A 23,972-nucleotide genomic window follows, 5' to 3' on the forward strand; every position below is an offset into this window, starting at 1 on the left:
GTGCGCCCGGAGGGATTCGAACCCCCAACCTTCTGATCCGTAGTCAGATGCTCTATCCGTTGAGCTACGGGCGCGTGGCGGAGATGACAGGATTTGAACCTGCGGACCTCGTGAAAGGTCAACTCCTTAGCAGGGAGCCCCAATCGGCCACTCTGGCACATCTCCAACGGCCTTCAGCAGGCCTGGACTTACATTACCCACATTCGTGCGGTCGGCCAAAACACCTGTCTAGAATCTTTGAGCATGATCCGCCCTGACCTCGCCGCCATCCCCGCCTACGTCCCCGGCACGTCTGATCCGGAGGCGTTGAAGCTGTCCTCGAACGAGGTTGCTGGCCAGCCTCTCCCGGCGGCTGCGGAGGCGATGGCCAAGGCCGCGATCACCGGCAACCGTTACCCGGACATGGGCACGACACAGCTGCGCACGGCGCTGGGCAAGCACCTCAGCGTCGATCCCGGCAACATCGCCGTTGGCTGCGGTTCGTCCGCGCTGTGCCAGCAGCTCGCACAGGCCACGTCCACACCCGAGAACAACATCGTCTTCCCGTGGCGCAGCTTCGAGGCGTACCCCATCTTCTGCCGCATCGCCGGGGCCGAGCCGCGACCGGTGCCTTTGCTTGACGACGGCCACCTCGACCTGCACACCATCGCGTCCACCATCGACGAACGAACGTCCCTGGTCTACCTCTGCTCCCCCAACAACCCGTCGGGCGCAGTGGTGACCCGCGCCGAGTTCGACGACTTCATGGCCCGCGTTCCGGACCATGTCACCGTGGCGCTCGATGAGGCGTACGTCGAGTTCAACCGCGACCCCGATGCCGTCAACGGCTGCGACGTTTGGCGGGAGCACGACAATGTCCTGTGTTTGCGCACCTTCTCCAAGGCGTACGGTCTGGCGGGCGTGCGCATCGGATACGCCTTCGGGCACCGCGAGCTGATCGACGCCGTGAACAAAGTCGGCGTCCCCTTCCAAGTCTCCGCCATCGCCCAAGCCGGGGCGCTCGCTTCGCTGCACCACTCCGACGAGCTGTTGGCCCGCCTCGAAGACACCATCGAGGTCCGTGACGAGGTCGCCGACCGCATCGGCGCCGCCCGCTCCCAGGCCAACTTTGTCTGGCTTCCTGCCGAGAAGTGCGAGCGCGAACCAGCCGACATCGCCGCTGATCTTGCCCGGCGCGGTGTGCTTGTGCGCGCCTTCCCCGAGGGGCTCCGCGTGACGGTGACTGACCGCGAGGAAGCCAACGAGTTCCTCTCCGCGTGGGACGCGGTGACCTAGCCGGTCCCGCCGCTTAGTCCCCGCCCCGGGCAAAAATCCGTACGCTGGTGCTCATGCAGCTGAATTACTCTTTGAACTCCGGCTTCGCCACCGGCGACGGCTCTGCCCCCACCCGCGACAACGTTTCCGCCTGGATCGCGTGGGCCCCCGCGCCCGACGCGACGACTCTTTACTTGGCCCCGCGCGCGATGGCGCTGAACGACGACACCGTGCTCCTCGGTGTCCCTGTCGGCGACCTAGACGGCGTGGCAGATGCGCTGGCCGGGCGGAACATCGACCCGCAGCAGCTCTCTTACGGCCAGCCCGACGCACACGCTACGGTAGAGGTAGCCTCGCCGATTGCATTGGAGCAGGTGAAGGTAGTGGTCGCGAAAGACGGCCCGACGCGACGGAAAGCTCAGCGCGAGTTCGCCGAGATCCCCGGTGAGCGCCAGTTCCACATCATCCACGAGTTCTTCGAACAGTAAAAACAAGACCACTAAAGAAAAGGTAAGTTCATGCGTTTCATTGTCGACCTCGTAGTTACAGCACTGGCCCTGTGGCTGGTCACCGTTATCGTCCCGGGCGTAGAGATCTTCGGCGGCATCGGCGCGTTCATCTGGGTCGCCCTGGTGTTCATGTTCGTCAACGCGTTCATCTCCCCGCTGGTGAACCTGATCAGCTTCCCGCTGAAGGTTCTCACGCTGGGCTTGTTCTCCCTGATCGTTAACACCCTGCTGTTCTCCCTGACCGGCTGGATTTCCGACAGCATCGGTAACGGCCTGCAGATTGACGGCTTCTGGTCCGCGTTCTTCGGTGCCATCGTCATGGCGATCGCGTCCTGGATCGTCGGCGGCATCTTCCGCGCCATCGGCGGCGACAAGGTGAAGACTGACGCTTAAGTAACGTCCACTCCCCCACACAAGGCGCCCCCGCTGGGGCGCCTTTCGTCTTTGAGCGAAAGTCTGGCGGAGACGAGGGGATTTGAACCCCTGGAGGTGTGACCCTCGCTGGTTTTCAAGACCAGTGCATTCGGCCGCTCTGCCACGTCTCCTTGCTGCCCGATCAGGGCGCCCACAAAACTTTACTACCCTGGGGCACCATGAAAGCAATTACCGTCACGGACCCAGAGAACCCGCGTTCGCTCGAGCTTGTCGACGCCCCCACCCCCGTCCTCCGCGAAGGCGAAGTCCTCGTGAAAATTCACGCGACCGGCGTCAACCGCGCCGACCTCGTGCAGGCGGAGGGCAATTACCCACCGCCGAAGGGCGAGTCCGAGATTATCGGCCTGGAATGCACCGGTGAGATCGTCGACGCAGGCGGCACCGACCGCAAGGTCGGCGACGAGGTCGCCTGCCTGCTCGCCGGCGGCGGCTACGCCGAGTACGTCGCGGTGCCGGAGGGCCAGCTCATGCGCATCCCGGACGGACTGTCGCTGATCGAGACCGCTGCTGTCATTGAGGTGGCCACCACCGTCTGGTCCAACCTGGGCATGCTCGCCGGCGTCGGCGAGGGCGACCGCGTCCTTATTCATGGCGGTTCCGGCGGCATCGGCTCGTTTGCCATCCAGCTGTGCAAGGCACTCGGTGCGGAAGTCGCGGTCACCGCGGGCTCGGCAGAAAAGCTCGAGTACTGCAAGGAGCTCGGCGCCGACATCCTCATTAATTACAAAGAGCAGGATTTCGTCGACGAGCTCAAGGGCTCCTGCGACGTGATCCTCGATGTCATCGGCGGGCCCTACCTAGAAGACAACATCAAGTCCCTGGCGACCGACGGCAAGCTCATCGTCATCGCTGTGCAGGGTGGCCCGAAGGGCGAGCTCTCGCTGGGCCGGATGATGCCGCGCCGCCTGTCAGTGCACGCCACGACCCTGCGCGCTCGCCCGTGGGCGATGAAGGCAGATATTTGCCGCTCCACCGAGGAGCACGTGTGGCCGCTCATTGAGGACGGTTCGATCAAGCACCAGCTGACTAAGACGTTCCCGCTTGCCGACGCCGCAGCAGCCCACGATCACCTCGACTCCGGCACCTCCACCGGGAAAGTCGTCCTTGTTGTCGATTAGAGATCGACAACAAGAGTGTGCGGCGACTACGCCAGCGACGCGACGACGCGCATGACCTGCTCGATGTCCTGGTAGGTATTGAACGGCCCGAGGCCGACGGTCACACCGCCGCCGATTTCCTCCAGGCCCATATCCGTCAAAAGCGGGGTCGGCCGGGTCAGGGTGGTCACGATGCCGTTGTCGAACAACCGCTCATACACCGTCGGCGCCGGCACGCCCTGCACACCGAAGGTCAGGCGCGGCAGGCGTTCCGTCGTCGCATCCGCTGCCGCCTCCCCGGAGCTGCCGAGAATGTGCACGTGCGGCCACGTACCCAGGAAGGTGTACAGGTCATCGCGCAGACCACCCAGGTAAGTCGACATCTCAGCCATCGAACGGTCGAGGCGTGCCCGGCGCGTGCCCCGGCCGGGCAGCTCCGGCGCGAGACCCGCCAAGTGGTCCACAGCAGCGGTGACACCTCCGGCAAGACCGGGGGCCACGCCGGCGCTGACGATGCCCAGCACCTGTGAGTCGACACGCTTGAGCATCGCCGCGTCGCGCAACACGAGCGCCGCGACCTGCGGCCCACCCAGCGCCGCCATGTCCAAGGCGACGATGTCAGCGTCCCACTTATCAAAATCGATGCGGTGGTACGGGGCGTACGCCGTCGCGTCGACAAGCACCCAGGCGCGCGAACGGGAGCGGACACGCTCGGCAATCTCGGACACTTCCGTCACCGAACCCAGTTCTGCGTGGGCGGCGGGAATGGAGACGAGGCGGGTGGAGCCGTCGACAAGCTGCTCGTATTGCCACGATGGAAGCTCGCCTGTGCCCAGCTCAGCGTGAGCCGTGCGGACCTGCGCCCGCGCCCGCGACACGGCCGTGCGCAACTCGCACCGGTCCAGGCTGCTGACCACCACAGACGAGTCGTACCGGAACTGCGGCTCCATCGACGTGACCAGCGCGCTGTAGAGCACCGGCAGGCTGGCGCCGAGAATCACCCGGTCCGCGCTCGCCCCCACGAGGTCCGCCACAGCATGCCGCGCGGCTTCCAGCAGATTGTCACCCTCTGGACGACCGACAGACTGCCCCGAGTGCGAACCGGAGTGAAACTCACGCGCCGGCACCTGCGGCGCCATCCGGAACGACCGAGACACAGCCGCGGAGACTCGCTCTGGGATCTGTGGGCAGTCGTGGGAATTCAGGTAAGTCCAGCCGTCGGAAAGCGAGGCGTACAGCCCGCGAACGCGGTACACGTCATACTCCGCACCGTAATCCACGGTCTCCTCCTTCCGAACTAAGTGTTTCACTAGTATGCACCCATACCAGGCGGGACGCACCATCGGCCCCTTAGCAATATTTAAGGATCTTGGCACTAAGCTGTTAAGTGTGCAAGACAAGGCAACATTGCTTTCCGACGTCTCCCGCATGACGTCCTCCGCCGACGAGACCACCCCAGCGTCGAAGTCCAAAACCTTCCGCGCTGCGGCAGCCGACCTCACCCGCGGGTGGGGCCAGTACGAGCTGTGGCTGCAATTGGGCTGGCAGGACATCAAACAGCGCTACCGCCGCAGCGTGCTCGGCCCGCTGTGGATCACGATCGCTACCGGCGTGATGGCGCTGGCCCTGGGCCTGCTGTACTCCATGCTGTTCCAGATTCCGGTGCGCGAGTTCCTGCCGCACGTCACCGTCGGCTTCATCGTGTGGGGCTTCATCTCCGGGTGCATAAAAGACGGCGCGAATGTATTCATTGAGAACGAAGGGCTGATCAAGCAGCTTCCGTCGGCGCTGTCTGTCCACGTGTACCGCCTAGTGTGGCGCCAGCTGCTGTTCTTCGCGCACAACATGGTCATCTGGCTCGTGCTCGTGCTGATCTTCCGCCTCGAGCTGGGGTGGGATCTGTTGCTGTTCATCCCGGCACTGGCCCTGATGATCCTCAACGGGGTGTGGGTGACCATGCTGTTCGGGATCATCGCCACGCGTTTCCGCGATGTCGCGCCTCTGCTGGAGGCGCTGGTACAGCTGCTGTTCTACGTCACCCCGATCGTCTGGACCACCCAGACCCTGAAGGAGCAACGCGGCGATGTCGCCCAGCGCGCCATGCTCGCCGAGCTCAACCCCCTCTACCACTACCTCGAAATCGTCCGCGCGCCCCTGATCGGCCGCGACCTAGCCGCTTATCACTGGTGGATCGTGCTGGCCTTCACTGCTGTCGGCCTGCTCGCCGCCCTGCTGGTGATGCGCCAGTGGCGCTTCCGCGTACCGTACTGGGTGTAAGGAGTTTCACGTGGTTTCTATTGACACCTACAACGCCTGCGTCGACTTCCCTATCTTCGACGCCAAGTCCCGCTCCCTAAAGAAGGCCGTCATGTCCTCGGCCGGAGGGGCGATCGGCAAGAACGCCTCCAACACGGTCGTCGTCGAGGCGTTGAAGGACATCAACCTGCACCTGCGCGAAGGCGACCGCGTCGGTCTAGTCGGCCACAACGGCGCCGGCAAGTCCACCTTGCTGCGCCTTCTTTCGGGCATCTATGAACCCACCCGCGGCGTCGCCGATGTCCGCGGCCGCGTCGCCCCCGTCTTCGACCTCGGCGTGGGCATGGACCCGGAGATTTCCGGCTACGAGAACATCATCATCCGCGGACTGTTCCTCGGCCAGACCCGCAAACAAATGAAGGCCAAAATGGACGAAATCGCTGAGTTCTCCGAGCTCGGCGACTACCTGGCCATGCCCCTGCGCACCTACTCCACCGGTATGCGCGTGAGGTTGGCGCTCGGAGTGGTCACATCCATCGAGCCCGAGATTTTGCTTCTCGACGAAGGCATCGGCGCCGTCGACGCCGCCTTCATGGCCAAAGCCCGCGTCCGGTTGGCTGAACTGGTCAAACGCTCCGGCATCCTCGTCTTCGCCTCCCACTCCAACGACTTCTTGGCGCAGCTGTGCAACACCGCACTGTGGATCGACAAAGGAGAGGTCCGCCAGGCCGGGCTTGTCGACGAAGTCGTCGAAGCCTACGAAGGCAAAGAAGCCGGCGACTTCGTCCGCGACCTGCTCGTCCGTTTCGACGATGAAGACCGGGACGATCAGGCAGACCAGGAGGACTAGGGACCTAAACTCCAGGGCCCCGGGCCCCCAGCCAAAGCATCAGCGGTGAACGATATGCGCATTTCGGCCCCGTATCGTTCAGGCCATAACCCCCTGACCTGCACTTACTACTCGGGGCTTATAGGTCGGTGCGCTGAATCGTTCACACCGCCCGCCGCGGCCGCCGCCCGCTATCTAGCAACACCCTGGTTCACAACCGCTGGGAGATCAGCTCCCTCAGCAACTGGGCGATCTTGCCCATCGTTCCGGCGGTGAATCTGAGTACTGTCCACCCTTGCATGACGCACCTGAGGTTGATGGCCGAGTCCCGGTCGCGCTGGCTACGCTGCAAGTGGTGCTCGCCGTCATACATGAGGCCGATCCCTAGTTCGGTAATAGCCAGGTCAAAGGTGGTAATGATGCCGTTGCCGTCGGAGACTGTCACCTGTTCGGACAGTTCCACCCCGAGTTCTTCGCAGATCTGTTGGACGATCAGCCGCATTTCGGTCTCTTTCGGGGAATCGGCGAGGTCACTGGACGCTCCGACGATCCTTTTCAGCCATGCGCGGGGCAGGCGGTTCCGGGCAGCGTTGTAAATGAGGTCGGGGTGGATGTTGAGGTGGCGGCGGGAAGCGTCGATAAGCTGCAGGGCTCTGAGGTCCGCTGGACTCCACCCGTCAACCGTGGCGACGGGCCACCGGATCTCCCCGGCGCGGATGCACTGCAGGGCTTCCACGACGGCGGACCCTGGCTCTGAGATCCGAATCGGCTGCCCCTGGTAGCGGACAGTCCATGTATTTCGTGGGCGGGCTCGGGTAATCCGCGGTGTGTATTGGGTCGCTTCGACGGTTTTTCGGACAGCACCATGCAGTGTCGTATGGAACGAATCCGCAAAGAACCTCAGGCCGAACACGGCTAACGCGCTGAATCCGCTGACTGAGCAACCGGGGTGCTCCAACACCATCGCAACGGCCCGTGTGGCTGCGGGCGCCCGGTGCCCCAGCTCCGAAGAACGTGCCAAAGCGAACGGCTCCGCCATCCAGAACCGCCGCGAAACCTGCACCCCAGGACCGTCCAGGTAGAAGCCGCCGTGCACATTGGCGGTGATGTCCATGTTGTTGCGCAATGCCATGCACTGTTAGACAGGCGCAGACACCGTTACGGTTCCCTCACCGCAGCGCTTCCCTTATCCGTTCCCTCCGCCGTGGCACAATAGTCCCCATGACTTCCACCACCGATGCGCTGCTGAACCCGAACGGCACCACCGCGGCGGTGATTGTCACGCACAAGCGCGCTGGGCTGCTCAGGCACTCGCTGGAGATGGTGGCGAATCAGACTCACCCGGTCGATTGGGTGATCGTGGTGGATAACGGCGCAGAAGACGAAGTCCGTGAGTTGATCCAAGACCTTGCCGGCGACAAGGGCGTTTACCTGGCATCGCATACGAACCTCGGCGGCGCGGGCGGATTCGCATACGGCTTTCTGCACTCGCTCGCCCTCGGCGCGGACGCGATTTGGTGCGCCGATGACGACGGCCGCCCCGCCGACCCGGGTGTGCTGGAGGAGCTTTACCGCGTCGCCGCGCGGGAGGGTCTGGCTGAGGTCTCCCCCGTCGTGGCCAATATCGATGACCCTGACCAGCTCGCTTTTCCGCTGCGCCAAGGCCTGGCCTGGCACCGGCGCCGCAGCGAGCTGGAGGGAGACTACCTCCCGCAGTACGCGAGCCTCTTCAACGGCGCTCTGATCAGCGCAAAGGCGATGGAGCGCATCGGCGTGCCCGACTACCGCCTGTTCATCCGCGGCGACGAGGTCGAATACCACCGCCGCCTGGCCCAGTCCGGCATGAAATACGGCACCGCGCTGACCACCAGCTACCTGCACCCGGACGGCTCCGCCGAGTTCCACCCGATCATGGGCGGCCGCGCGCACGCCCAGTGGCCGGATAATGAGGTCAAGCGCTACTTCACCTACCGCAACCGCGGTTACATCATCGGCCAGCGCGGCATGAAGAAGATGCAGCTGCAGGAGCTGGTGCGTTTCGGTTGGTTCTTCCTGATCCAGCGCAAGAACCCGCGGGAGTTCCGCGAGTGGTTGCGCCTGCTGCGGATGGGCGCGAACGAGGACTTCCGCCGACCTTGATCCGGGCCGACGTCCGGATCAAGATGGATCAGTGTCGACGACGACCTTCGTCGGCTGCTTAAAGATAAGGACGCGCTGGAGGATGAAGTTGGTGATCGTCGCCACGCCTTGAGCGATGACGAAGGCGATGAAGTCTTTCCACGGGTCCTCGATGCCGAGCGCGATGAGCGGCGGATTAGTGATCCAGTAGAGGAACACCTGGATGCCGAATGTCGAGGCGTAGAGGATGAACACGGCTAGCGCCCGCTTGCCGGTGATCTTAGCCTGGAACGTGAACCGCGAGTTGAGCAGGTACGCGACGAGCGTGCCGAAGCACCAGCCGACCACTTTCGCAGACACGCGCGTGAAGCCGAAGGAATGGTCGAGCAGGTACGTCAGCCCGAAATCGAGCATCGCGCAGAAGATACCGATGATCACGAACCGCAGCAGTTGCCGCTTCGCGCTCATCGGGTGTGTCGTTTCAACCTTGGAGGTCACAGCGGTTCACCTTACCCCCACCAGTCACCGTCGCAGCAAAGCGCGGTACATGTCCAGCTTATCGACGGCACTCACGCCCCCGGCCCCGTACCCGCCCACCGACGCCAGCCGCACGAGGGATCCGGCGCACAGGGAGCGGATCTGGCGGGCGGAGTATCTCTCGCCGCCTGGGTTGGCCCAGTTCAGGGCGCTCATGGTGGTTTCGATGACGTCGTCGGTGGTGTCGTCGTCAGCCAAGCACGACAGGGCGAGAACGGTGGACCAGAAGGCATCGCGGGCGAGCGGGGTGCGTTCGCGCGGCAGGCTGGCCAGCGTGTCGGCCACCAGCGGGTCGAGCTCGCACGGCCGCGGCAGGTCAATGGCCTGCAACAGGGGAAGGAAGTCGAGAGTGTGGGAGCGGTCGACGATGTCGACGACATCATCGCGCGCGCCCGCGAGCACATTCTCAATTGCGGACGGCCCGAGCAGCTCCGCGTTGATGGCGGGGATGTCAAAGGGCTGATCGGCGAAGTCTCCGTGCCCGGCCACACACAGCGCGCTCGGGGTCGCGCTATCGCGCGGGTAGATATCCAGCAAGGTGAGTTCGAATTGCCACAGCCCCCAGTGGAAAAACAGCCGGTCGCCGCCCCGGCGCAGGTAGGAACCGATCTGCACGCCAGCATCTAGGCGGCCTGGGTCCTCGGCGTCCGCGGTGAAGCGCGTCGGGCTCGGCGGGCCGTTCGGCATCGCGAAACAGACTTCCAGGACACGCTGCGCATCCCCGAGAGTGCTTTCGGAGTTCAGGCCGATGTGGCGGAAGACGGATTCGTCGGCAAGCATTGTGGCGCAGCGCACGAGCAAGGTGCGCTTGAGCTCGACCACGACCGACATGACCCCACCCTAGCGATTGCGCGCCCCGTAGGATGTCATCCATGCAGCAACCTGACAAACCCCACATGTCGGCGCAACTTGCCGACGTCCCCCTCGACGACTTCATGACGCGCCTGATCGCCCAAGAACTACCCTTGCTGGACAGCACCTCCCGGGGCATCGTCTACGAAGAGCTCCGGGCACACAAAAATGCAGGCAAACCGGTGATCACCAATCAGGGGGAGCTGCCAAAAAGGATCCGGGAGATCATGGAACTCTAGCGGTAGGGTGGGGTTTATGGAACTCCACACCACCACCAAGTCCCTCTACGGCTGGGGCCGCACCGCACCGTCCACCGCGCAAGTCCTAGCCACCGCCGACGTGGACGCGATCAAGGAGGCAGTGCGCCACGTCGCCGAAGACAACGCGACCCTGCCGGAAGGCAAGCGCCGCGGTGTGATCGCCCGCGGAATGGGCCGCTCCTACGGTGACCCGGCCCAAAACGGTGGCGGCCTTGTCATTGACATGCAGCCGCTGAACAAGATTCACGAGATCAACCCCGATACCGCGATCGTGGACGTCGACGGCGGCGTCACCCTCGACCAACTGATGCGCGCCGCGATCCCCTACGGCTTGTGGGTCCCGGTGCTGCCCGGCACCCGCCAGGTGACCATCGGCGGCGCGATCGGCCCGGACATTCACGGCAAGAACCACCACTCCGCCGGTTCTTTCGGCGACCACGTCGTGTCGATGGAGCTGCTCGTCGCCGACGGCCGCGTCCTGCACCTCGAGCCTGCTGGCACCCCGGATGACCCGGACGGCACCTTGTTCTGGGCCACCGTCGGCGGCATGGGCCTGACCGGCATCATCCTGCGCGCCCGCATCAAGATGACGCGCACCGAGACGGCCTACTTCATCTCCGACACGGTCCGCACCTCCACCCTCGACGAAACGATCGAGGAGCACTCCCACGGCCAAGAAGAGGGATATACCTATTCTTCTGCATGGTTCGACGCCATCTCCGCCCCGCCGAAGACCGGCCGCTCCACCATCTCCCGTGGATCGCTGGCCACACTGGCGCAGCTCGAGGAGTTCGCGCCGAAGCTGGCGAAGGACCCGCTGAAGTTCTCCGCCCCGCAGCTGATGACGGTGCCGGACATCTTCCCGTCCTGGACCATGAACCAGCTGACTCTGCGCGCCATCGGTGAGGCCTATTACTTCATGGGCAAAGACTCGAAGAACGACATCTTGAACTTGACGCAGTTCTACCAGCCGCTGGACATGATCGCGGAATGGAACCGCGGCTACGGCTCGGCCGGCTTCCTGCAGTACCAGTTCGTTGTGCCCACCGACGCTGTCGAGCCGTTCAAGCAGATCATCTACGACATTCAGTCCTCTGGCCACTACACCGCCCTGAACGTGTTCAAGCTGTTCGGCGACGGTAACAAAGCCCCGCTGTCCTACCCGATGCGCGGCTGGAACGTGTGCGTGGACTTCCCCATCCGCGACGGCCTGCACTCCTTCCTGGATCGCTTGGACGACCAGGTGATGGAATTCGGCGGCCGCCTCTACCTGGCCAAGGAGTCCCGCACGTCTGCCGAGAAGTTCCACCAGATGTACCCCGGCATGGCCGGCTGGCTGGAAACCCGCAACGCGATCGACCCGACCGGGGTGTTCGCCTCCGACATGTCCCGCCGACTCGAGCTGCACTAGTTGGCTGCGTAGCCCGCTCAAGAAACCGAAAGGAACCGCAATGCTGAACGCAGTAGGACAAGCACAGAATATTCTCCTTCTCGGCGGCACGTCCGAGATCGGCCTGGCCATCGTCTCCGAGCTGACCAAGCGCGGAGGCAACCCGACCGTCACCCTGGCTGCCCGCCAAGACAGCCCGCGTATCGACGCCGCTGTCGAAGAGGTCTCCCGCCACGGCGCCGGCAAGGTCCGCATCGTCGACTTTGACGCCTTTGATACCGACTCCCACCCGGCCGTCATCGACGCAGCCTTTGCGGCCGGCGATGTCGATGTGGCCATCGTCGCCTTCGGCACCCTCGGCGACCAGGAAGAACTGTGGCAGAACCAGCAGGCCGCCGTCGCGTCCGCCCAGACCAACTTCACGGCGCCGATCTCCGTCGGCGTGCTGCTGGGCCAGAAGATGAAGCAGCAGGGCCACGGCACCATCATCGCCATGAGCTCGGTCGCGGGCATGAAGGTGCGCCGATCCAACTTCGTCTACGGCTCCACCAAGGCCGGCATGGACGGGTTCTACACCCAGCTCGGGGAGGCGCTACGCGGCAGCGGTGTACACGTCACCGTTGTCCGCCCTGGCCAGGTGCGCACCAAGATGACCGACGGCCTGGACGAGGCACCACTGACCGTGGACAAGGAAGACGTGGCCAAGGCTGCTGTCTCCGCAGCTCTCGACGGTAAGAGCCACGTGTTCGTGCACAAGCTCTTCGGCCCGATCTCGCTGGTGCTCCAGCACATCCCGGCACCGATTATGCGGAAGCTGAGCTTCTAACCGCTTCTTCTAATACCTGTTTGCGGCCGAGTCTGTGGGAGACTGTTCGGTATGACCACGGCCGTCACGGACACAAAAGAAGAGCCCCAGGAAGAGCTTCGCGGCAGCACGCGCGCCATCCGCGTCTACGACTACGAACCGGACAGCATCGACACGGTTGGCACGACCGTGCGCATGTTGGTCTACCCCCTGGTAGGAGGGGCACTCACGCTTGCCGCGTGGTACTTACTGCGTGCGTCGAGCTTGGCGGCGTTCAACGTCTCCATGGTCCCCCGCGCGTTGGCTACAGCGTGCTCATTCGCGGTGATTCTTGCGGTGGGCGCGTTGTTGCTCGCGTGGCTTCGCGACGAATCCACCTCCCGCCGGCGCCCCACCTGGCGCGTTTGGCTCACTGAGTTCGTCTGCTCGTTCGCCCCTGCGGGGTTGGTCGTGTCCACGCTGGGGATCCCGCTGGCCTCCACGAAGCTCTATCTCGACGGCATCCAGGTGGACCAGGGTTTCCGCACCCAGTTCCTCACCCGCATGGCCGACACCATGTCCAACCAGGACATGAACTACGCCGACTTGCCGGCGTTCTACCCGATCGGCTGGTTCTGGCTGGGCGGACGCCTGTCCGATGTTTTAGGCATGCCGGGCTGGGAGGTGTACCAGCCGTGGGCGCTCGTGTCCTTGGCGGTAGCGGCGTCGCAGCTGGTCCCGCTGTGGCGCAAGCTCACCAGTTCGCTCCCGATCGCCACGGCGATTGCACTGGTAACCATCGCGATCATCCTCACCCAGACCCCCGACGAGCCGTATGCGGCCATCGTCGGCATGTTCGTGCCCGCCGCAGCTGTCCTCGGCTACTACGCCATGCGGGGATCATGGGCGCCGACTATCACCTTGACTCTTTACCTGGGTCTCTCAGCCTGCTTGTACACCCTCTACACAGGCATCGTTGCCGTGACCATGATGGCGTTTGCCCTGACGGGGTTCTTGACGATGGAAGGCAAGCAGCGTTGGGTGCCCCTGAGACAACTCGCTTTGATGGGCTTCGGTTCGATCCTCATTGCCCTCATCGCGTGGGGTCCGTACCTCATGGCCGTGCTGCGCAGTCCGGAGACCACGCGCTCGACGGCGCAGCACTTCCTGCCGTCTGAAGGCGCGGAAGTACCCTTGCCGTTCTTTGACCTCTCCCTGGTCGGGTTGCTCAGCCTGGCGGGTCTGGTCTTTCTTGTGGTGCGGTTCCGCCGTCCGGAGATCGCACACATCAGCATTGCCGTGGGCGTGTGCTACGTCTGGGTGGTCGGCTCAATGGTGATCACGCTGGCCGGCACCACGCTGCTCGGCTTCCGTGTGGAGGTGCTTGTGGCGCTGCTGCTGTCCACCGCGGGCATCCTCGCGATCGCGGATCTGCGTTTGTCCGGTCTGGCCGTGCTCTACCCCAACTCGATTAGCAAGCGCTGCAGCCATCTCTTGACAACGCTGTTTGTCCTGCTGCTCGCTACGGCGACCTTGGGGTACGTGCAGCAGATCCCGGCGGAGAATGAATCCTTCATCGACGAGGCCTATGCCAGCACCGACGGCAACGGCGAGCGCTCCGACCTGCGCGAATCTGATGTCGGCCGCTACTACAAGCAGATGGACGAATACATCCAATCCCGCGGCTACACACCGGGCGAGACCGTGCTGTTCACCGACGAGATCAACTTCATGGCCTACCACCCCTACCGTGGTTTCAACGCGTTCACCAGCCACTACGCCAACCCGCTCGGTGAATTCGACGCGCGCAACGAGTCCTTGAAGCAGTGGGCGAACGGATCGTTCAACGAGTTGTCGAACCCGCAGGCGTTCGCCGCAGCTATTGACGACGCACCCTGGGCCCCGCCCCAAGCCTTCATCTTCCGCGGCAGCGAAACCGACCCGGAAGCGCCGTGGAAAACCCACATCGCGCATGACATCTTCCCCAGCCAGCCCAACGTGCACTATGAGGCTTTGTTCTTCAACCCGGCAGCCTTCAACTCGCCCGAGTGGGACACCCAGCAGTTCGGCCCCTTCGTGGTGGTGGTCCGGAACCGATGAAAGGTAGACGAGTGAATAACGTCGAGACGGAAACCGTGGTTGATCCGACTGGCGGGTCCACCGCGTTCACGCCCGAATCCGACCCGCTGGCGCATGCCCAGCGCGCGCCGCGGAACCTGGCACTCACCGCGATGATGTCCGGTCTGCTCGCCTTCATCTTCTTCGCGCTGCTGCCGTTTTTGCCGGTCAAGCAGGTGCAGTCCTCGTTCGACTGGCCGCAGAACGGCTCGCTCAACTCCGTCAACGCGCCGCTGATTTCGCTGGCGCCGGAATCGCTCGAGCTGACCATCCCCATCAGCGTGCTGGAGGAGCTGGCCCCCGGCCAGTCGAACGTGCTGTCCACGCTGCCTGTGGACTCCACGGAAGCGCTCGACCGCGGCCTGTTCGTCACCGCGCCTGCCGACGGCAGCGTCAACGTCTCCTCGCTCAACGAGGTCGTCTTCGAGCTCACCGCCGAGGAACTAGCCACACTGGACGGCGACGCCGTGCTCGAAGTCTCCGCCACCGACGAAGCGCTAACGGTTTCCGTCCCGGGCACCGATCTCAGCGAAGAAACTGAGGACGACATGCGTCCCCAGATCACAGGCATCTACAGCGAGCTCACGGGCGACGCCCAAGCGCTTATCGACGCTGGCCTGACCGCCCACGTCGAAATCAACTCCCGCTTCACCTCCAGCCCGTCGCTGGTGAAGTGGTTCGCCATGATCGCCGGCACCATCGCCGCCCTGATCGCCCTGTGGTCCATCGCTCGGATGGATTTGTTGGACGGCCGCCGCCTGGGCGTGTTGCGCCCGGAGTGGAGGTCGTTCAAGCCGTTGGATGGGGTCGTCGTCACGCTGTTGCTGTTCTGGCACTTCTTCGGCGCGAACACCTCCGACGACGGTTTCTTGCTCACCATGGCGCGGGTGGCCAACGAGTCGGACTACATGGCCAACTATTACCGCTGGTACGGCGTGCCCGAGGCCCCGTTCGGCTCACCGTTCTACGACTTATTGTCGCTGCTGTCGAAAGTCAGTACCGCGTCAGCCTGGATGCGCTTGCCCACGCTCATCGCCGGCATCCTCATCTGGTGGATCCTCTCGCGGGAAATCCTGCCGCGGCTCGGCGCGACCATTGCGACACGGCGCGTGTCCTACTGGACCGCCGCGTTCATGTTCCTCGCGTTCTGGCTGCCGTACGACAACGGACTCCGCCCGGAGCCGATCATCGCGCTGGGCACCCTTGCTACGTGGGCATCGTTTGAAAGCGCCATTGCTTCACGACGCCTCCTCCCCGCCGCCCTAGGAACCATCTTCGCCGCCGTGACCCTGGCCTGCGGGCCGACCGGCCTGACGGCCGTGGGCGTATTCCTCGTCTGCTTGCCGCAAGTGCTGAAGATCCTGTCGGAGCGGCGCGTCATTGCCCCGCTGGTGTCCTACATCTTCCCGTTCCTCGGTGCCGGCTTCGCCGTCATGGTGCTTGTGTTCAAGGACCAGACACTGGCGACCGTGCTGGAGTCCACCTCCGTGCGCTCCGCCGTCGGCCCCGCTCTGGAGTGGTACAACGAGTACGTCCGCTACGCGACACTGCTGGAAGCAACCGTCGACGGCTCCCTGACCCGCCGCTTCCCCATGCTCATCCTCGTCCTCTGCCTGGTGCTGGTGCTGTGGAGCATGTCCCACTACGGCGCGGTCCCCGGCGCGAAACCGGCACCGACGCGCCGCATGCTGGCGATCTTCGGGTTGTCGATGTTCTTCCTCATGTTCACCCCGACGAAGTGGACCCACCACTTCGGCATCTACGCCGGCATCGCCGGTGCCGCTGCAGCCCTAGGCGCGATCGTGCTGGCACAGGTTGCGGCACGCTCCCCGCGCGCAAGGACCTTCGCCCTGGCAGCTGTGATGTTCGTCTTCGCGCTAGCACTCGGCGGATGGAACGCGTGGTGGTACGTTTCCTCCTTCGCGGTCCCGTGGTGGGACAAGACGGTGCAGTACAAGGGTGTGGAGGCCAGCTCGGTCATGCTGGCGCTGTTCCTGCTCACGCTCGTCGTCGGGATTGTGCAGTCCCTGTGGCACAAGCCGCGGCCAGGTGCGGGCGAAGGCCCCGTAGCCGGCGCTGGCGGCACCAGCAGCACCCGGATCTCTCGCGCCATGACCGCACCGATCGCGCTCGCCTGCATTCTCATCGTGGCGTTCTCCTGCCTGACCTTCCTGAAGTCCTTCATGGACCAGTCGCCGGCCTACTCCGTCGGCATGGGTAACGTGCGCTCGCTCAAGGGCGAGACCTGCCAGATGAGTGCCGACGTGCTCTTGGAAGCCAACACGAACGACTCCTTCCTCACCCCCGTCGACGGCGTGCCGCTGGGCAAGTCACTGGAATCCGGCACGGTGCGCGGGTTCCACCCGGAGGGTGTCCCGGCCTACATCGACTCGGACAACGAGGGCGCCGCTAACGTCGGCGCCATCCAGAACACCCCGGCGACAGACAGCGGTGCCGGCAGCCCTGCCACCGGTGGTGCTTCCGGTGCCGACCAGAACGCATCGACCGCGACGACCGACACCGGCTCCAACACCCAGAGTGATGACGCCGGCTCCGACACGGTCCAGTCCACCTCCCGCGCCGCCACCCAGGGCAACCGCCCGTCGGACCAGATCGGCGTCAACGGCTCCACGGTCCGCCTTCCGTTCAACCTGGACTACAACCGCATCCCGGTGCTGGGCACGTTCAGCGAGAACGCGTTGAGCGCCTCGGAAATCAAGACGTCCTGGTTCGAACTCCCCGACGCCACCGAGGAAGCCCCGCTGCTGGTCACCTCCGTCGCTGGCCGGCTGGAGCACCGCAACATCAGCGGCGAGGAAAAGGAGGGGCAGACCCTCAAACTCGAGTACGGCACGCGCGATGAGGAAGGCAACGTGACCGAGATCGGCGACGTCGAAATGCTGGATCCGGGCCCGACGACGAAGTGGCGCAACCTGCGCTACCCCATCGCGGATCTACCGGAGGGCGCAAACGTCGTCCGCCTCGTCGGCGAAGACGTCAACCTCGACCCCGAGGAGTGGATGGCCCTGACTCCGTTGCGCAACCCCACGTTGGAGCCGCTCACCGAGGTCTTCGGCCCCGACGTCCCTGGCTTGCTCGACTGGCCGGTCGCGATGCAGTTCCCCTGCAACCGCACCTTCAACCACTACGCCGGTGTGACAGAGATCCCCGAGTTCCGCATCGCCGCCGACGCGAAGGCGAAGGAGCAGCTCTCCGGCTTCCAGGACTTTCTCGGCGGAGGAGCCATGGCTACTGCGGAGGCGGTCAACTCCGCCTACGAGATGCCCGGCTACCTCAACCAGGATTGGCACCGCGACTGGGGCTCGGCCTACCGCTACGTCCCGCGGACCAACTCCCGCGGTGAGACACCGGACGTGGCGGAGATCAACCACAAGACGATCACCCGCTCTGGCTTGTGGCACCCGTCCGACATGAAGATCAGGGATCCGTACGAGAACGAAGACTAGTCTGGAGGTCATGAACGACCTCTACCAACTAGTCAACGGCCCCTGGCTGGAAAGCCACGTCATCCCTGAGGACCGCGGTGTGGACGGCACCTTCCACGCCTTGCGCGACAAGGCGGAGGAGGACGTCCACGCCATCGTTGAGGCTGGCGATGACCGTGCAGCCGATCTATACGCCTCCTTCATGGACGTCGACGCGATCGACGCCGCCGGCCTGGACCCCCTTACCGACGATTTCGCCCTGCTCGACGTGGACACGATCCAGGATTTGGTCCGCGTCTTCGGCGAGCTGGAGCGCTCCGGTGTGGGCGCCCCGCTGACGTACTGGGTGGAAAAAGACTCGCTCGGCGAGGAGTCCGTGCCCTACGTGATCCAGTCCGGCCTGGGGCTGCCCGACGAGGCCTACTACCGCGAGCCCGCCCACGCCGAGACGCTCGAAGCGTACCGCGAGCACGTCGAGCGCATGCTCGGTTTCCTCACCGACGAGCAGCGCCGTGGATTCGGGGCGGGGGACGCGGCGGAGCGGGTGTTGGACGTCGAAAAGCGCATCGCCTCGCACCACTGGGACGTGGTGACCACGCGCGACGCTGTGAAAACGTACAACCCCACTGAGCTGGCGGAACTACCCGAGATCATCCAGACGCTCCTGCGCGCCTCCGGCCTTGAGGACGGCAAGGTCATCGCGATGATGCCCAGCTTCATCGACGAGCTCGCGCAATTGCTTGTCGACGCCCCCCTCACCGACTGGCAACTCTGGGCCACCTGGGCCATCCTGCGCTCCCGCGCCGGCCTCCTCCCGCAGCACATCGGGCAGGCGAACTTCGAGTTCTACGGCACCGTGCTCTCCGGCGCGACCCAGCAGCGCGACCGCTGGAAGCGCGGCATTGCGCTCGCGGAATCGCTGGTGGGTGAGGATATGGGGCGCGCGTACGTCGCAAAGCACTTCCCGCCGGAGCACAAGCAGCGCATGCTCGACCTCGTCGACCACCTCGTGCGCGCTTACGAAGAGCGGATCAGCCAGCTGACCTGGATGTCGCCCGAAACGCGCGAGCGCGCCCTAGAGAAACTGGGCAAGTTCACCGCGAAAATCGGCTACCCCGACGAGTGGCGCAACTACGACGGCCTGACGTTCGACCGCTCCGGCGCCCAGCTCGTAGCGAATGTGCGCGCCGGCGCCGCCTTTGAGCACGACTACCAGCTGTCCAAGATCGGCAAGCCGGCCGACCGCGGCGAATGGGTCTCCACCCCGCAGACCGTCAACGCCTTCTACAACCCGGTGGTCAACGACATCACTTTCCCGGCCGCGATCCTGCAGCCGCCCTTCTTCGACCCCGACGCGGACGCCGCCGAGAACTTCGGCGCGATCGGCGCCGTGATCGGCCACGAAATCGGACACGGCTTCGACGACCAAGGCTCGCGTTACGACGGCGACGGCAACCTCAACTCCTGGTGGACCGACGCCGACCGTGCCCGCTTCGAGGAACTGACCGCCAAGTTGATTTCGCAATACGACGGTCTCGTCCCCTCCGTCCTGTCCGGCCGCGGAGGAATCCGCGGGGTTAACGGCGAGTTCACGCTCGGCGAGAACATCGGTGACTTGGGCGGGCTTGGCATCGCCGTCGTCGCGTACAAGGACTACCTGGCCGAGCAAGGTCTCGACCCCGCCACCGACCAGGGCCCCGTGCGGACCTTCCACGCCCCCGGCGCCAGCGACACCATCGACGGGCAGGAATTCACCGGCCTGCAGCGCCTCTTCCTCGCGTGGGCGCGCGTGTGGCGCACCGCCATCCGGCCCGAAATGGCCGCGCAATACCTGGCGATCGACCCGCACTCGCCGTCTGAGTTCCGCTGCAACGTCGTCGCCAGCAACATCGCCGAGTTCTATGAGGCCTTCCCCGACGCCGCCGAAGCCCCGGACGCAGTCGCGGAAGCGGACCGCGTGGTGATCTGGTGATGCCCGACCAACCTGGCCAACCCGACCAACCGTACCGCGAGGCGCAGGACCGGATGCGCCACACCCCCTCCCCCGAGGAACCTGCCGCGCCACTTCCCGCCGGTGAGGCTGGGCCGTTGAACGATCAGGGTTCGCCTGAGTTCAACGTCGGTGGTGTCGAGCGCGCCCTGTCGCCGAAGGAGCAGCTCGAGCAGCTGATCAGCTACGTGAACGCCACCTACCCCGCACCGGATACGCCCCCGCCGTGGGAGGGCGGCACCGGCGACCCGGCCGAGGCAGACCGCTACATGGGGCACCTCGCTGACCGCATCACCCACGCGTCCATGCTCATGCTCGGTTCCGGGCTCGACCACACGATGCCAGGGGTCGCGTACGGGATGAACATCGCCAAGATCCGCGATCTGCCCGCCCTTTCCGACATCCCCGACACTCCCGGAGAGCCGGAACTGCTTGCCCGCGTGTTCGTCCCCAGTTCCCCAACCCGCCGGTGGGCCGTCTCACTGCACCCGGGTGGCTTGTGGCGCGGTTCCGGAATCGCCCTTGAGCAGCACTGGCGCCCCGATGTTGCCGCGGCAGCGGAGTTGTCTGGCACCACGATCCTCGACTTGGACTACCCGCTGCTGCCCGGCGCCACCCTCGACGAGGTCGTCTCCAGCGTGCACAAAGCGCTTGACTACGTCGCAGCCCAAGAGCCGGCGTCAGTCACCCTTTGGGGTGCCGGCTCCGGCGCTGCGCTTGCCGTTCTCGCTGCTGAGCAGCGCAGTGTAGATGGGTTGGTGCTGACGAATCCGGGGCTTGGGAGCGTCGATAAGCTACCGGCGGAACTGCGTGGAAACCGCACCGTGCCAGCTCCGAGCGCATGGCCGCGCACGCTCGTGCAACTCGCGCTTTACGACGACACCACCCCCCACCCCACCACCACCGAGGCCCACAACGCAACTGTCATTGAGTACCACTCAACACACACCATTGCGACACCGGAGGAATCACGCCGCCGCATCCGCGGCGTCGCCGATTTCCTCGCGACCGTAGACGCCACAAACCCTTATTAGACTGCCGTAGAGGCCCGTCCGGTTCCTTGAATCCGGGATTTGTGACGTATTCCAAAAACCCTTTCCTAGCTGCAAAAACAGGGTTAGTGTTGCTGGCATGGACACTTTCAATGACCTTGTCAGCGCACACAGCGCCCCAAGGTTGGGGGCGCTGAAAGACTTCAACAAACAACAAGCGTTGAACGCCGGCGTGGAACCGTCGGTGGTCAACAACTGGAAACTCGTCCACGACGCTTACTTCGGGGAAGGCTTATCGGACACCAAGCAAGCCAAGGCGGTTGCGAAGGCGACCGCGCTGGGCTTGTCCATCGGGATGCTCGCCACCATCGAGCGCGCCATCCGCCACATCAAACACGCCACCCGACGGCACACCATGCGCATGAAAGTGCTGTCGGCGGCCTCCCGCATCGGACGCACATGCGCCGCCATGTCGAAGCTGCTCAAAAACATCGTCCCGCCGAAGGAGCCGCCCGCTCGCCAGGAGCACGCCAGTATCAGCGAGCCGAAAGACGGGTACGCGACGTTGACGTTGACGGCGTCGGAAAAGTTCATGGCCGACTTGAAGCACTTGCTCATGTCCGGGCTGGACAGCGTTACTTCCCCCGGTCGCCATATGGCCGCCAAACTCATAGCACTGCTCAGAGACGGCGGCGGTGTACCAGAGGCCGTGCCTCGGCCCTTGCTGCTCGTCGGGTTGCCCGATTACACCAAGATCATGGACGGCGAGGGGGACGACGTCGTCCTCGGCCTCACCAACGGCACCACCATGACCGGCGCCGAATACCTCAACCAGATCGCATCCAACACCCCGCACCTGGAGGCGGCGCTGTTCCACCCGACTCAAGGGGCCGTGAACATGTACCGTTCACAGCGCCTGGCCAACGACAAGCAGCGCGACCTCGCCCGCGCGGTGCAACCCGTCTGTGCGCATCCCGACTGCCACCACGCCGCCGACCTGTGCCAAGTCCACCACGCCGACGCCTGGAAGAACGGCGGCGAAACCAACGTGTCCAACCTGGTCCCGCTGTGCCGCTACCACAACCGCATTAACGACGACGACCCCTCCATCCACCGCACCCGCGGCCGCATCGAGATGCGTGACGGCAGGCCGGTGTGGATCTCCCCATACGGCAACCAACGGATCAACCCCCGACACCGCTTTGGGGCAATGGATGTCCTTTTCGGGGCGGCCCCTGGTGAGCGGGCATTAGCGGCTTAACCTGGCCAGCAAGAGCGATAAGCGCCGTCTAGTCGTCAGCGTCGCGGTCGTCGGCGTCCTCTGTGTCTCGGTCGTCGGCGTCCTCTATGTCGCGGTCGCCGGTGTCGTTTTCGGGGATGATCGGCCGGATCGTGGGCACGGGTTCGCTGCGGCCGTAGTCGCTGAGCCACACCTGAAGCCGGTCGGTGCCGTCGGTCAGCCCGCGCTCCTCGGCTTCCTCGCGGTCGAGGTTGAAGATCAGATCGTCCTCGCTCTGGTCGATCCAGTCATGGACGTCATTGGTGTGCTCGTCGACATCGCCGTAGGACATAGCGGCGATGACCCAACTTGGGCCAAAGGACACCGAGCCGAACGCGCCAGCGCGATCATCGGACCAGCCGAACTTCGAGCCAATCACACCGGCCATTTGATCGGTGCCGAAGTCCTGTTTGAAGCCGTCCTCGGCAAAAGGGGCGTGGTTGGCCATGCCGCGGATGATGGGTTCGGCGACGGGATCGTCGATAATTGCGGTGATGAAGCGTGCGAGGTCGTACGGCGAGGTTGACGACCGGCCCCAGAAGCCACCGCTGTAGGTGTTGGTCAGCTCGAAAAGCTCGGCGACCTCGTTGATCGCCTCCGGGTACGCAGCATCCAGCTCACCGGCGACGGCATCGGACGACGTGCGCATCATCCGCAGGACCTTCCCCTGATCCTCCGGCTTTCCCTCCAGCAGGACCCAGTAACCGAGGTACAGCTTCGCCAAAGACAGTGCTGGTCGGGGGTCTTGGGCGCCCGGGGAGCCGGTCCACCGGCCGTCGTCATGCATGACGACGAGATCAGTGCGCTCACCCGGATCCCCCGGCAGCACATCGACAGCCGCCGCAGGGGGCAACGGCGCGACGACGAAGGCCGCACCGACTACGCATGTTGCACTGGCTACGCCAGCAGTACGGACTGCTCTGGCTACGCGTGTCGCCGCGGCGGCAAAAAACCGCTTCACAGCACGCAATTATGCCTGGTGACGGTCAAGAACCTCAAGCACGGACTCGGCTTCGTCGAGTTCGTCCTCGTCGACAGGTTCATCGACTTCGCACAGCGTGACGACGGCACCCGTCGAATCCGCCACCGTCAACAGCACCCCGAACGGTGAATTCTCCGGGCCACGCACAATCTCCCCGCCGAGCTCCTCGACCCGGCCGCGCACCTGAGCCACGTTGGCGACGCCAAGGAAGGTCTGCCAAAAGCTCGGCACCTCCGCCGGAATCGTGTCGGATGCATCCCACACACCGGCAAATGCGGCGCCGTCTTGCATGGCAACGTGGTAACCGTTGTCGTGGTCAACCCCCCACTCAAAGAGCGAACGGTAAAAGTCCACCACGGCCTGCACATCCCCGGTGCAGGTGTACTCGTGCCACACGGGGGTCCCAGGTTCGCCAGCCGCCATAAAGGCGTCCTCCCCCGACGGCTGGAACAGTCCGAACCACCCACCAGCAACGTCGGCGCACAGAGCCATCTTCCCCAAGGACACCTGCGCCGGCTCTGCAAGAACACGTCCACCGAGCTGCGCCACCTTTTCCGAGTCGCGCTCAATGTCGGTGGTATAGAAGTACGTCACCCACGCGTCGGGCATGTCCGTGCCGGTGGAATCAGTTTTCTGGGCGACGAGACCTGCAACCGGCAGCCCCTGAACGCGAGCAACCCGGTAGGAACCGTCGTCAGCGCCCTGGTTATCTGCGCCTGGCATGTCGGCACCCTCCACATCCCAACCGAGGATGCGGGAGTAGAAATAAGAGGACTTTCGCAGCTCGCTCGAGAACAAGTCGATCCAATACGGCATGCCCGGACGGGCTTCGAAAGCGGGCATG

At 64.5% G+C, this 23,972-nt stretch carries 21 protein-coding genes and 3 tRNA genes; 15 read left to right on the forward strand and 9 right to left on the reverse strand.

Translation table 11 applies throughout. From position 1 onward, the window contains the following. Window position 1: 1 nt before the first annotated feature. A tRNA-Arg gene (locus KBX07_RS05795) sits at window positions 2-74 on the reverse strand. 1 nt (window position 75) lies between these two features. Then, window positions 76-165 (reverse strand) — tRNA-Ser (locus tag KBX07_RS05800). Between the two features lie 78 nt (window positions 166-243). Here KBX07_RS05800 and KBX07_RS05805 point away from each other — a divergent pair. From KBX07_RS05805 to KBX07_RS05815, 3 genes are read left to right on the forward strand one after another with little or no spacing between them, the layout of a single operon-like run. Next, complete coding sequence (locus tag KBX07_RS05805) at window positions 244-1,275, forward strand: histidinol-phosphate transaminase (protein ID WP_256023392.1); 1,032 nt, start codon at window positions 244-246, stop codon at window positions 1,273-1,275. Between the two features lie 53 nt (window positions 1,276-1,328). Beyond that, window positions 1,329-1,742: a hypothetical protein gene (locus KBX07_RS05810; RefSeq protein ID WP_005287382.1), complete on the forward strand. Its 414-nt coding sequence runs from the start codon at window positions 1,329-1,331 to the stop codon at window positions 1,740-1,742. Window positions 1,743-1,772: 30 nt separating this feature from the next. After that, entirely contained in the window at window positions 1,773-2,156 is a 384-nt protein-coding gene (locus tag KBX07_RS05815; protein WP_005287384.1) for a phage holin family protein, read from the forward strand. Between the two features lie 64 nt (window positions 2,157-2,220). Here KBX07_RS05815 and KBX07_RS05820 read toward each other — a convergent pair. Continuing rightward, window positions 2,221-2,308 (reverse strand) — tRNA-Ser (locus KBX07_RS05820). A 48-nt stretch (window positions 2,309-2,356) separates the two neighbouring features. Between KBX07_RS05820 and KBX07_RS05825 the strand changes: the two genes are divergently transcribed. Next, complete coding sequence (locus KBX07_RS05825) at window positions 2,357-3,316, forward strand: NAD(P)H-quinone oxidoreductase (RefSeq protein ID WP_256023393.1); 960 nt, start codon at window positions 2,357-2,359, stop codon at window positions 3,314-3,316. A gap of 26 nt (window positions 3,317-3,342) precedes the next feature. On the opposite strand, the gene KBX07_RS05830 is transcribed toward KBX07_RS05825, so the two are convergent. After that, window positions 3,343-4,605 carry an aminotransferase class V-fold PLP-dependent enzyme gene (locus KBX07_RS05830; protein ID WP_005287390.1) on the reverse strand — a complete coding sequence of 421 codons (1,263 nt, stop codon included), beginning with the start codon at window positions 4,603-4,605 and terminating at the stop codon, window positions 3,343-3,345. Between the two features lie 118 nt (window positions 4,606-4,723). Here KBX07_RS05830 and KBX07_RS05835 point away from each other — a divergent pair, with 118 nt between their 5' ends. Both KBX07_RS05835 and KBX07_RS05840 read left to right on the forward strand, forming a co-directional pair. After that, complete coding sequence (locus KBX07_RS05835) at window positions 4,724-5,572, forward strand: ABC transporter permease (protein ID WP_255994744.1); 849 nt, start codon at window positions 4,724-4,726, stop codon at window positions 5,570-5,572. A gap of 10 nt (window positions 5,573-5,582) precedes the next feature. Further along, entirely contained in the window at window positions 5,583-6,401 is an 819-nt protein-coding gene (locus tag KBX07_RS05840; protein WP_256003982.1) for an ABC transporter ATP-binding protein, read from the forward strand. A gap of 190 nt (window positions 6,402-6,591) precedes the next feature. On the opposite strand, the gene KBX07_RS05845 is transcribed toward KBX07_RS05840, so the two are convergent. After that, window positions 6,592-7,512 carry a hypothetical protein gene (locus tag KBX07_RS05845; RefSeq protein WP_256023395.1) on the reverse strand — a complete coding sequence of 307 codons (921 nt, stop codon included), beginning with the start codon at window positions 7,510-7,512 and terminating at the stop codon, window positions 6,592-6,594. An 89-nt stretch (window positions 7,513-7,601) separates the two neighbouring features. Between KBX07_RS05845 and KBX07_RS05850 the strand changes: the two genes are divergently transcribed. Then, window positions 7,602-8,519, forward strand: a complete 918-nt coding sequence (locus tag KBX07_RS05850; RefSeq protein ID WP_256023396.1) for a glycosyltransferase — start codon at window positions 7,602-7,604, stop codon at window positions 8,517-8,519. Between the two features lie 18 nt (window positions 8,520-8,537). Here the strand turns inward: KBX07_RS05850 and KBX07_RS05855 are convergent, their stop codons facing one another. Both KBX07_RS05855 and KBX07_RS05860 read right to left on the reverse strand, forming a co-directional pair. Beyond that, entirely contained in the window at window positions 8,538-8,996 is a 459-nt protein-coding gene (locus KBX07_RS05855; protein WP_005287406.1) for a GtrA family protein, read from the reverse strand. A gap of 24 nt (window positions 8,997-9,020) precedes the next feature. Beyond that, window positions 9,021-9,866: a plasmid pRiA4b ORF-3 family protein gene (locus KBX07_RS05860; protein ID WP_256023398.1), complete on the reverse strand. Its 846-nt coding sequence runs from the start codon at window positions 9,864-9,866 to the stop codon at window positions 9,021-9,023. A 41-nt stretch (window positions 9,867-9,907) separates the two neighbouring features. On the opposite strand from KBX07_RS05860, the gene KBX07_RS05865 reads away from it, so the two are divergent. From KBX07_RS05865 to KBX07_RS05900, 8 genes are all read left to right on the forward strand, one after another. Further along, on the forward strand, window positions 9,908-10,126 hold the full coding sequence (locus KBX07_RS05865) for a hypothetical protein (RefSeq protein ID WP_005287412.1): 219 nt from the start codon (window positions 9,908-9,910) through the stop codon (window positions 10,124-10,126). Between the two features lie 16 nt (window positions 10,127-10,142). Continuing rightward, the gene (locus tag KBX07_RS05870; RefSeq protein ID WP_255997188.1) at window positions 10,143-11,558 is read left to right on the forward strand and encodes an FAD-binding oxidoreductase; all 1,416 of its coding nucleotides are present in this window, start codon (window positions 10,143-10,145) and stop codon (window positions 11,556-11,558) included. Between the two features lie 40 nt (window positions 11,559-11,598). Further along, on the forward strand, window positions 11,599-12,363 hold the full coding sequence (locus tag KBX07_RS05875) for a decaprenylphospho-beta-D-erythro-pentofuranosid-2-ulose 2-reductase (RefSeq protein ID WP_255994712.1): 765 nt from the start codon (window positions 11,599-11,601) through the stop codon (window positions 12,361-12,363). A 51-nt stretch (window positions 12,364-12,414) separates the two neighbouring features. After that, a complete protein-coding gene (locus KBX07_RS05880) occupies window positions 12,415-14,421 on the forward strand; it encodes a galactan 5-O-arabinofuranosyltransferase (RefSeq protein ID WP_256023400.1) in 2,007 nt (668 codons plus the stop codon). Then, window positions 14,418-17,906, forward strand: a complete 3,489-nt coding sequence (locus KBX07_RS05885; protein WP_256023401.1) for an arabinosyltransferase domain-containing protein — start codon at window positions 14,418-14,420, stop codon at window positions 17,904-17,906. Before KBX07_RS05880 ends, KBX07_RS05885 begins: the two co-directional genes overlap by 4 nt. Before the next feature lie 10 nt (window positions 17,907-17,916). Then, window positions 17,917-19,857 (forward strand): M13 family metallopeptidase, encoded by a 1,941-nt coding sequence (locus KBX07_RS05890; RefSeq protein WP_256023403.1) that lies wholly within the window; start codon window positions 17,917-17,919, stop codon window positions 19,855-19,857. Then, window positions 19,857-20,909 carry an alpha/beta hydrolase fold domain-containing protein gene (locus tag KBX07_RS05895; RefSeq protein ID WP_256023405.1) on the forward strand — a complete coding sequence of 351 codons (1,053 nt, stop codon included), beginning with the start codon at window positions 19,857-19,859 and terminating at the stop codon, window positions 20,907-20,909. Before KBX07_RS05890 ends, KBX07_RS05895 begins: the two co-directional genes overlap by 1 nt. A gap of 97 nt (window positions 20,910-21,006) precedes the next feature. Then, complete coding sequence (locus KBX07_RS05900; protein WP_256023407.1) at window positions 21,007-22,128, forward strand: HNH endonuclease signature motif containing protein; 1,122 nt, start codon at window positions 21,007-21,009, stop codon at window positions 22,126-22,128. A gap of 28 nt (window positions 22,129-22,156) precedes the next feature. On the opposite strand, the gene KBX07_RS05905 is transcribed toward KBX07_RS05900, so the two are convergent. Continuing rightward, complete coding sequence (locus tag KBX07_RS05905; RefSeq protein ID WP_256023408.1) at window positions 22,157-23,107, reverse strand: hypothetical protein; 951 nt, start codon at window positions 23,105-23,107, stop codon at window positions 22,157-22,159. Window positions 23,108-23,116: 9 nt separating this feature from the next. Then, entirely contained in the window at window positions 23,117-23,971 is an 855-nt protein-coding gene (locus tag KBX07_RS05910; protein WP_256023410.1) for a VOC family protein, read from the reverse strand. Window position 23,972: the final 1 nt, after the last annotated feature.

Source organism: Corynebacterium sp. CCUG 70398 (assembly GCF_024454055.1).
GTDB lineage: Bacteria > Actinomycetota > Actinomycetes > Mycobacteriales > Mycobacteriaceae > Corynebacterium > Corynebacterium genitalium.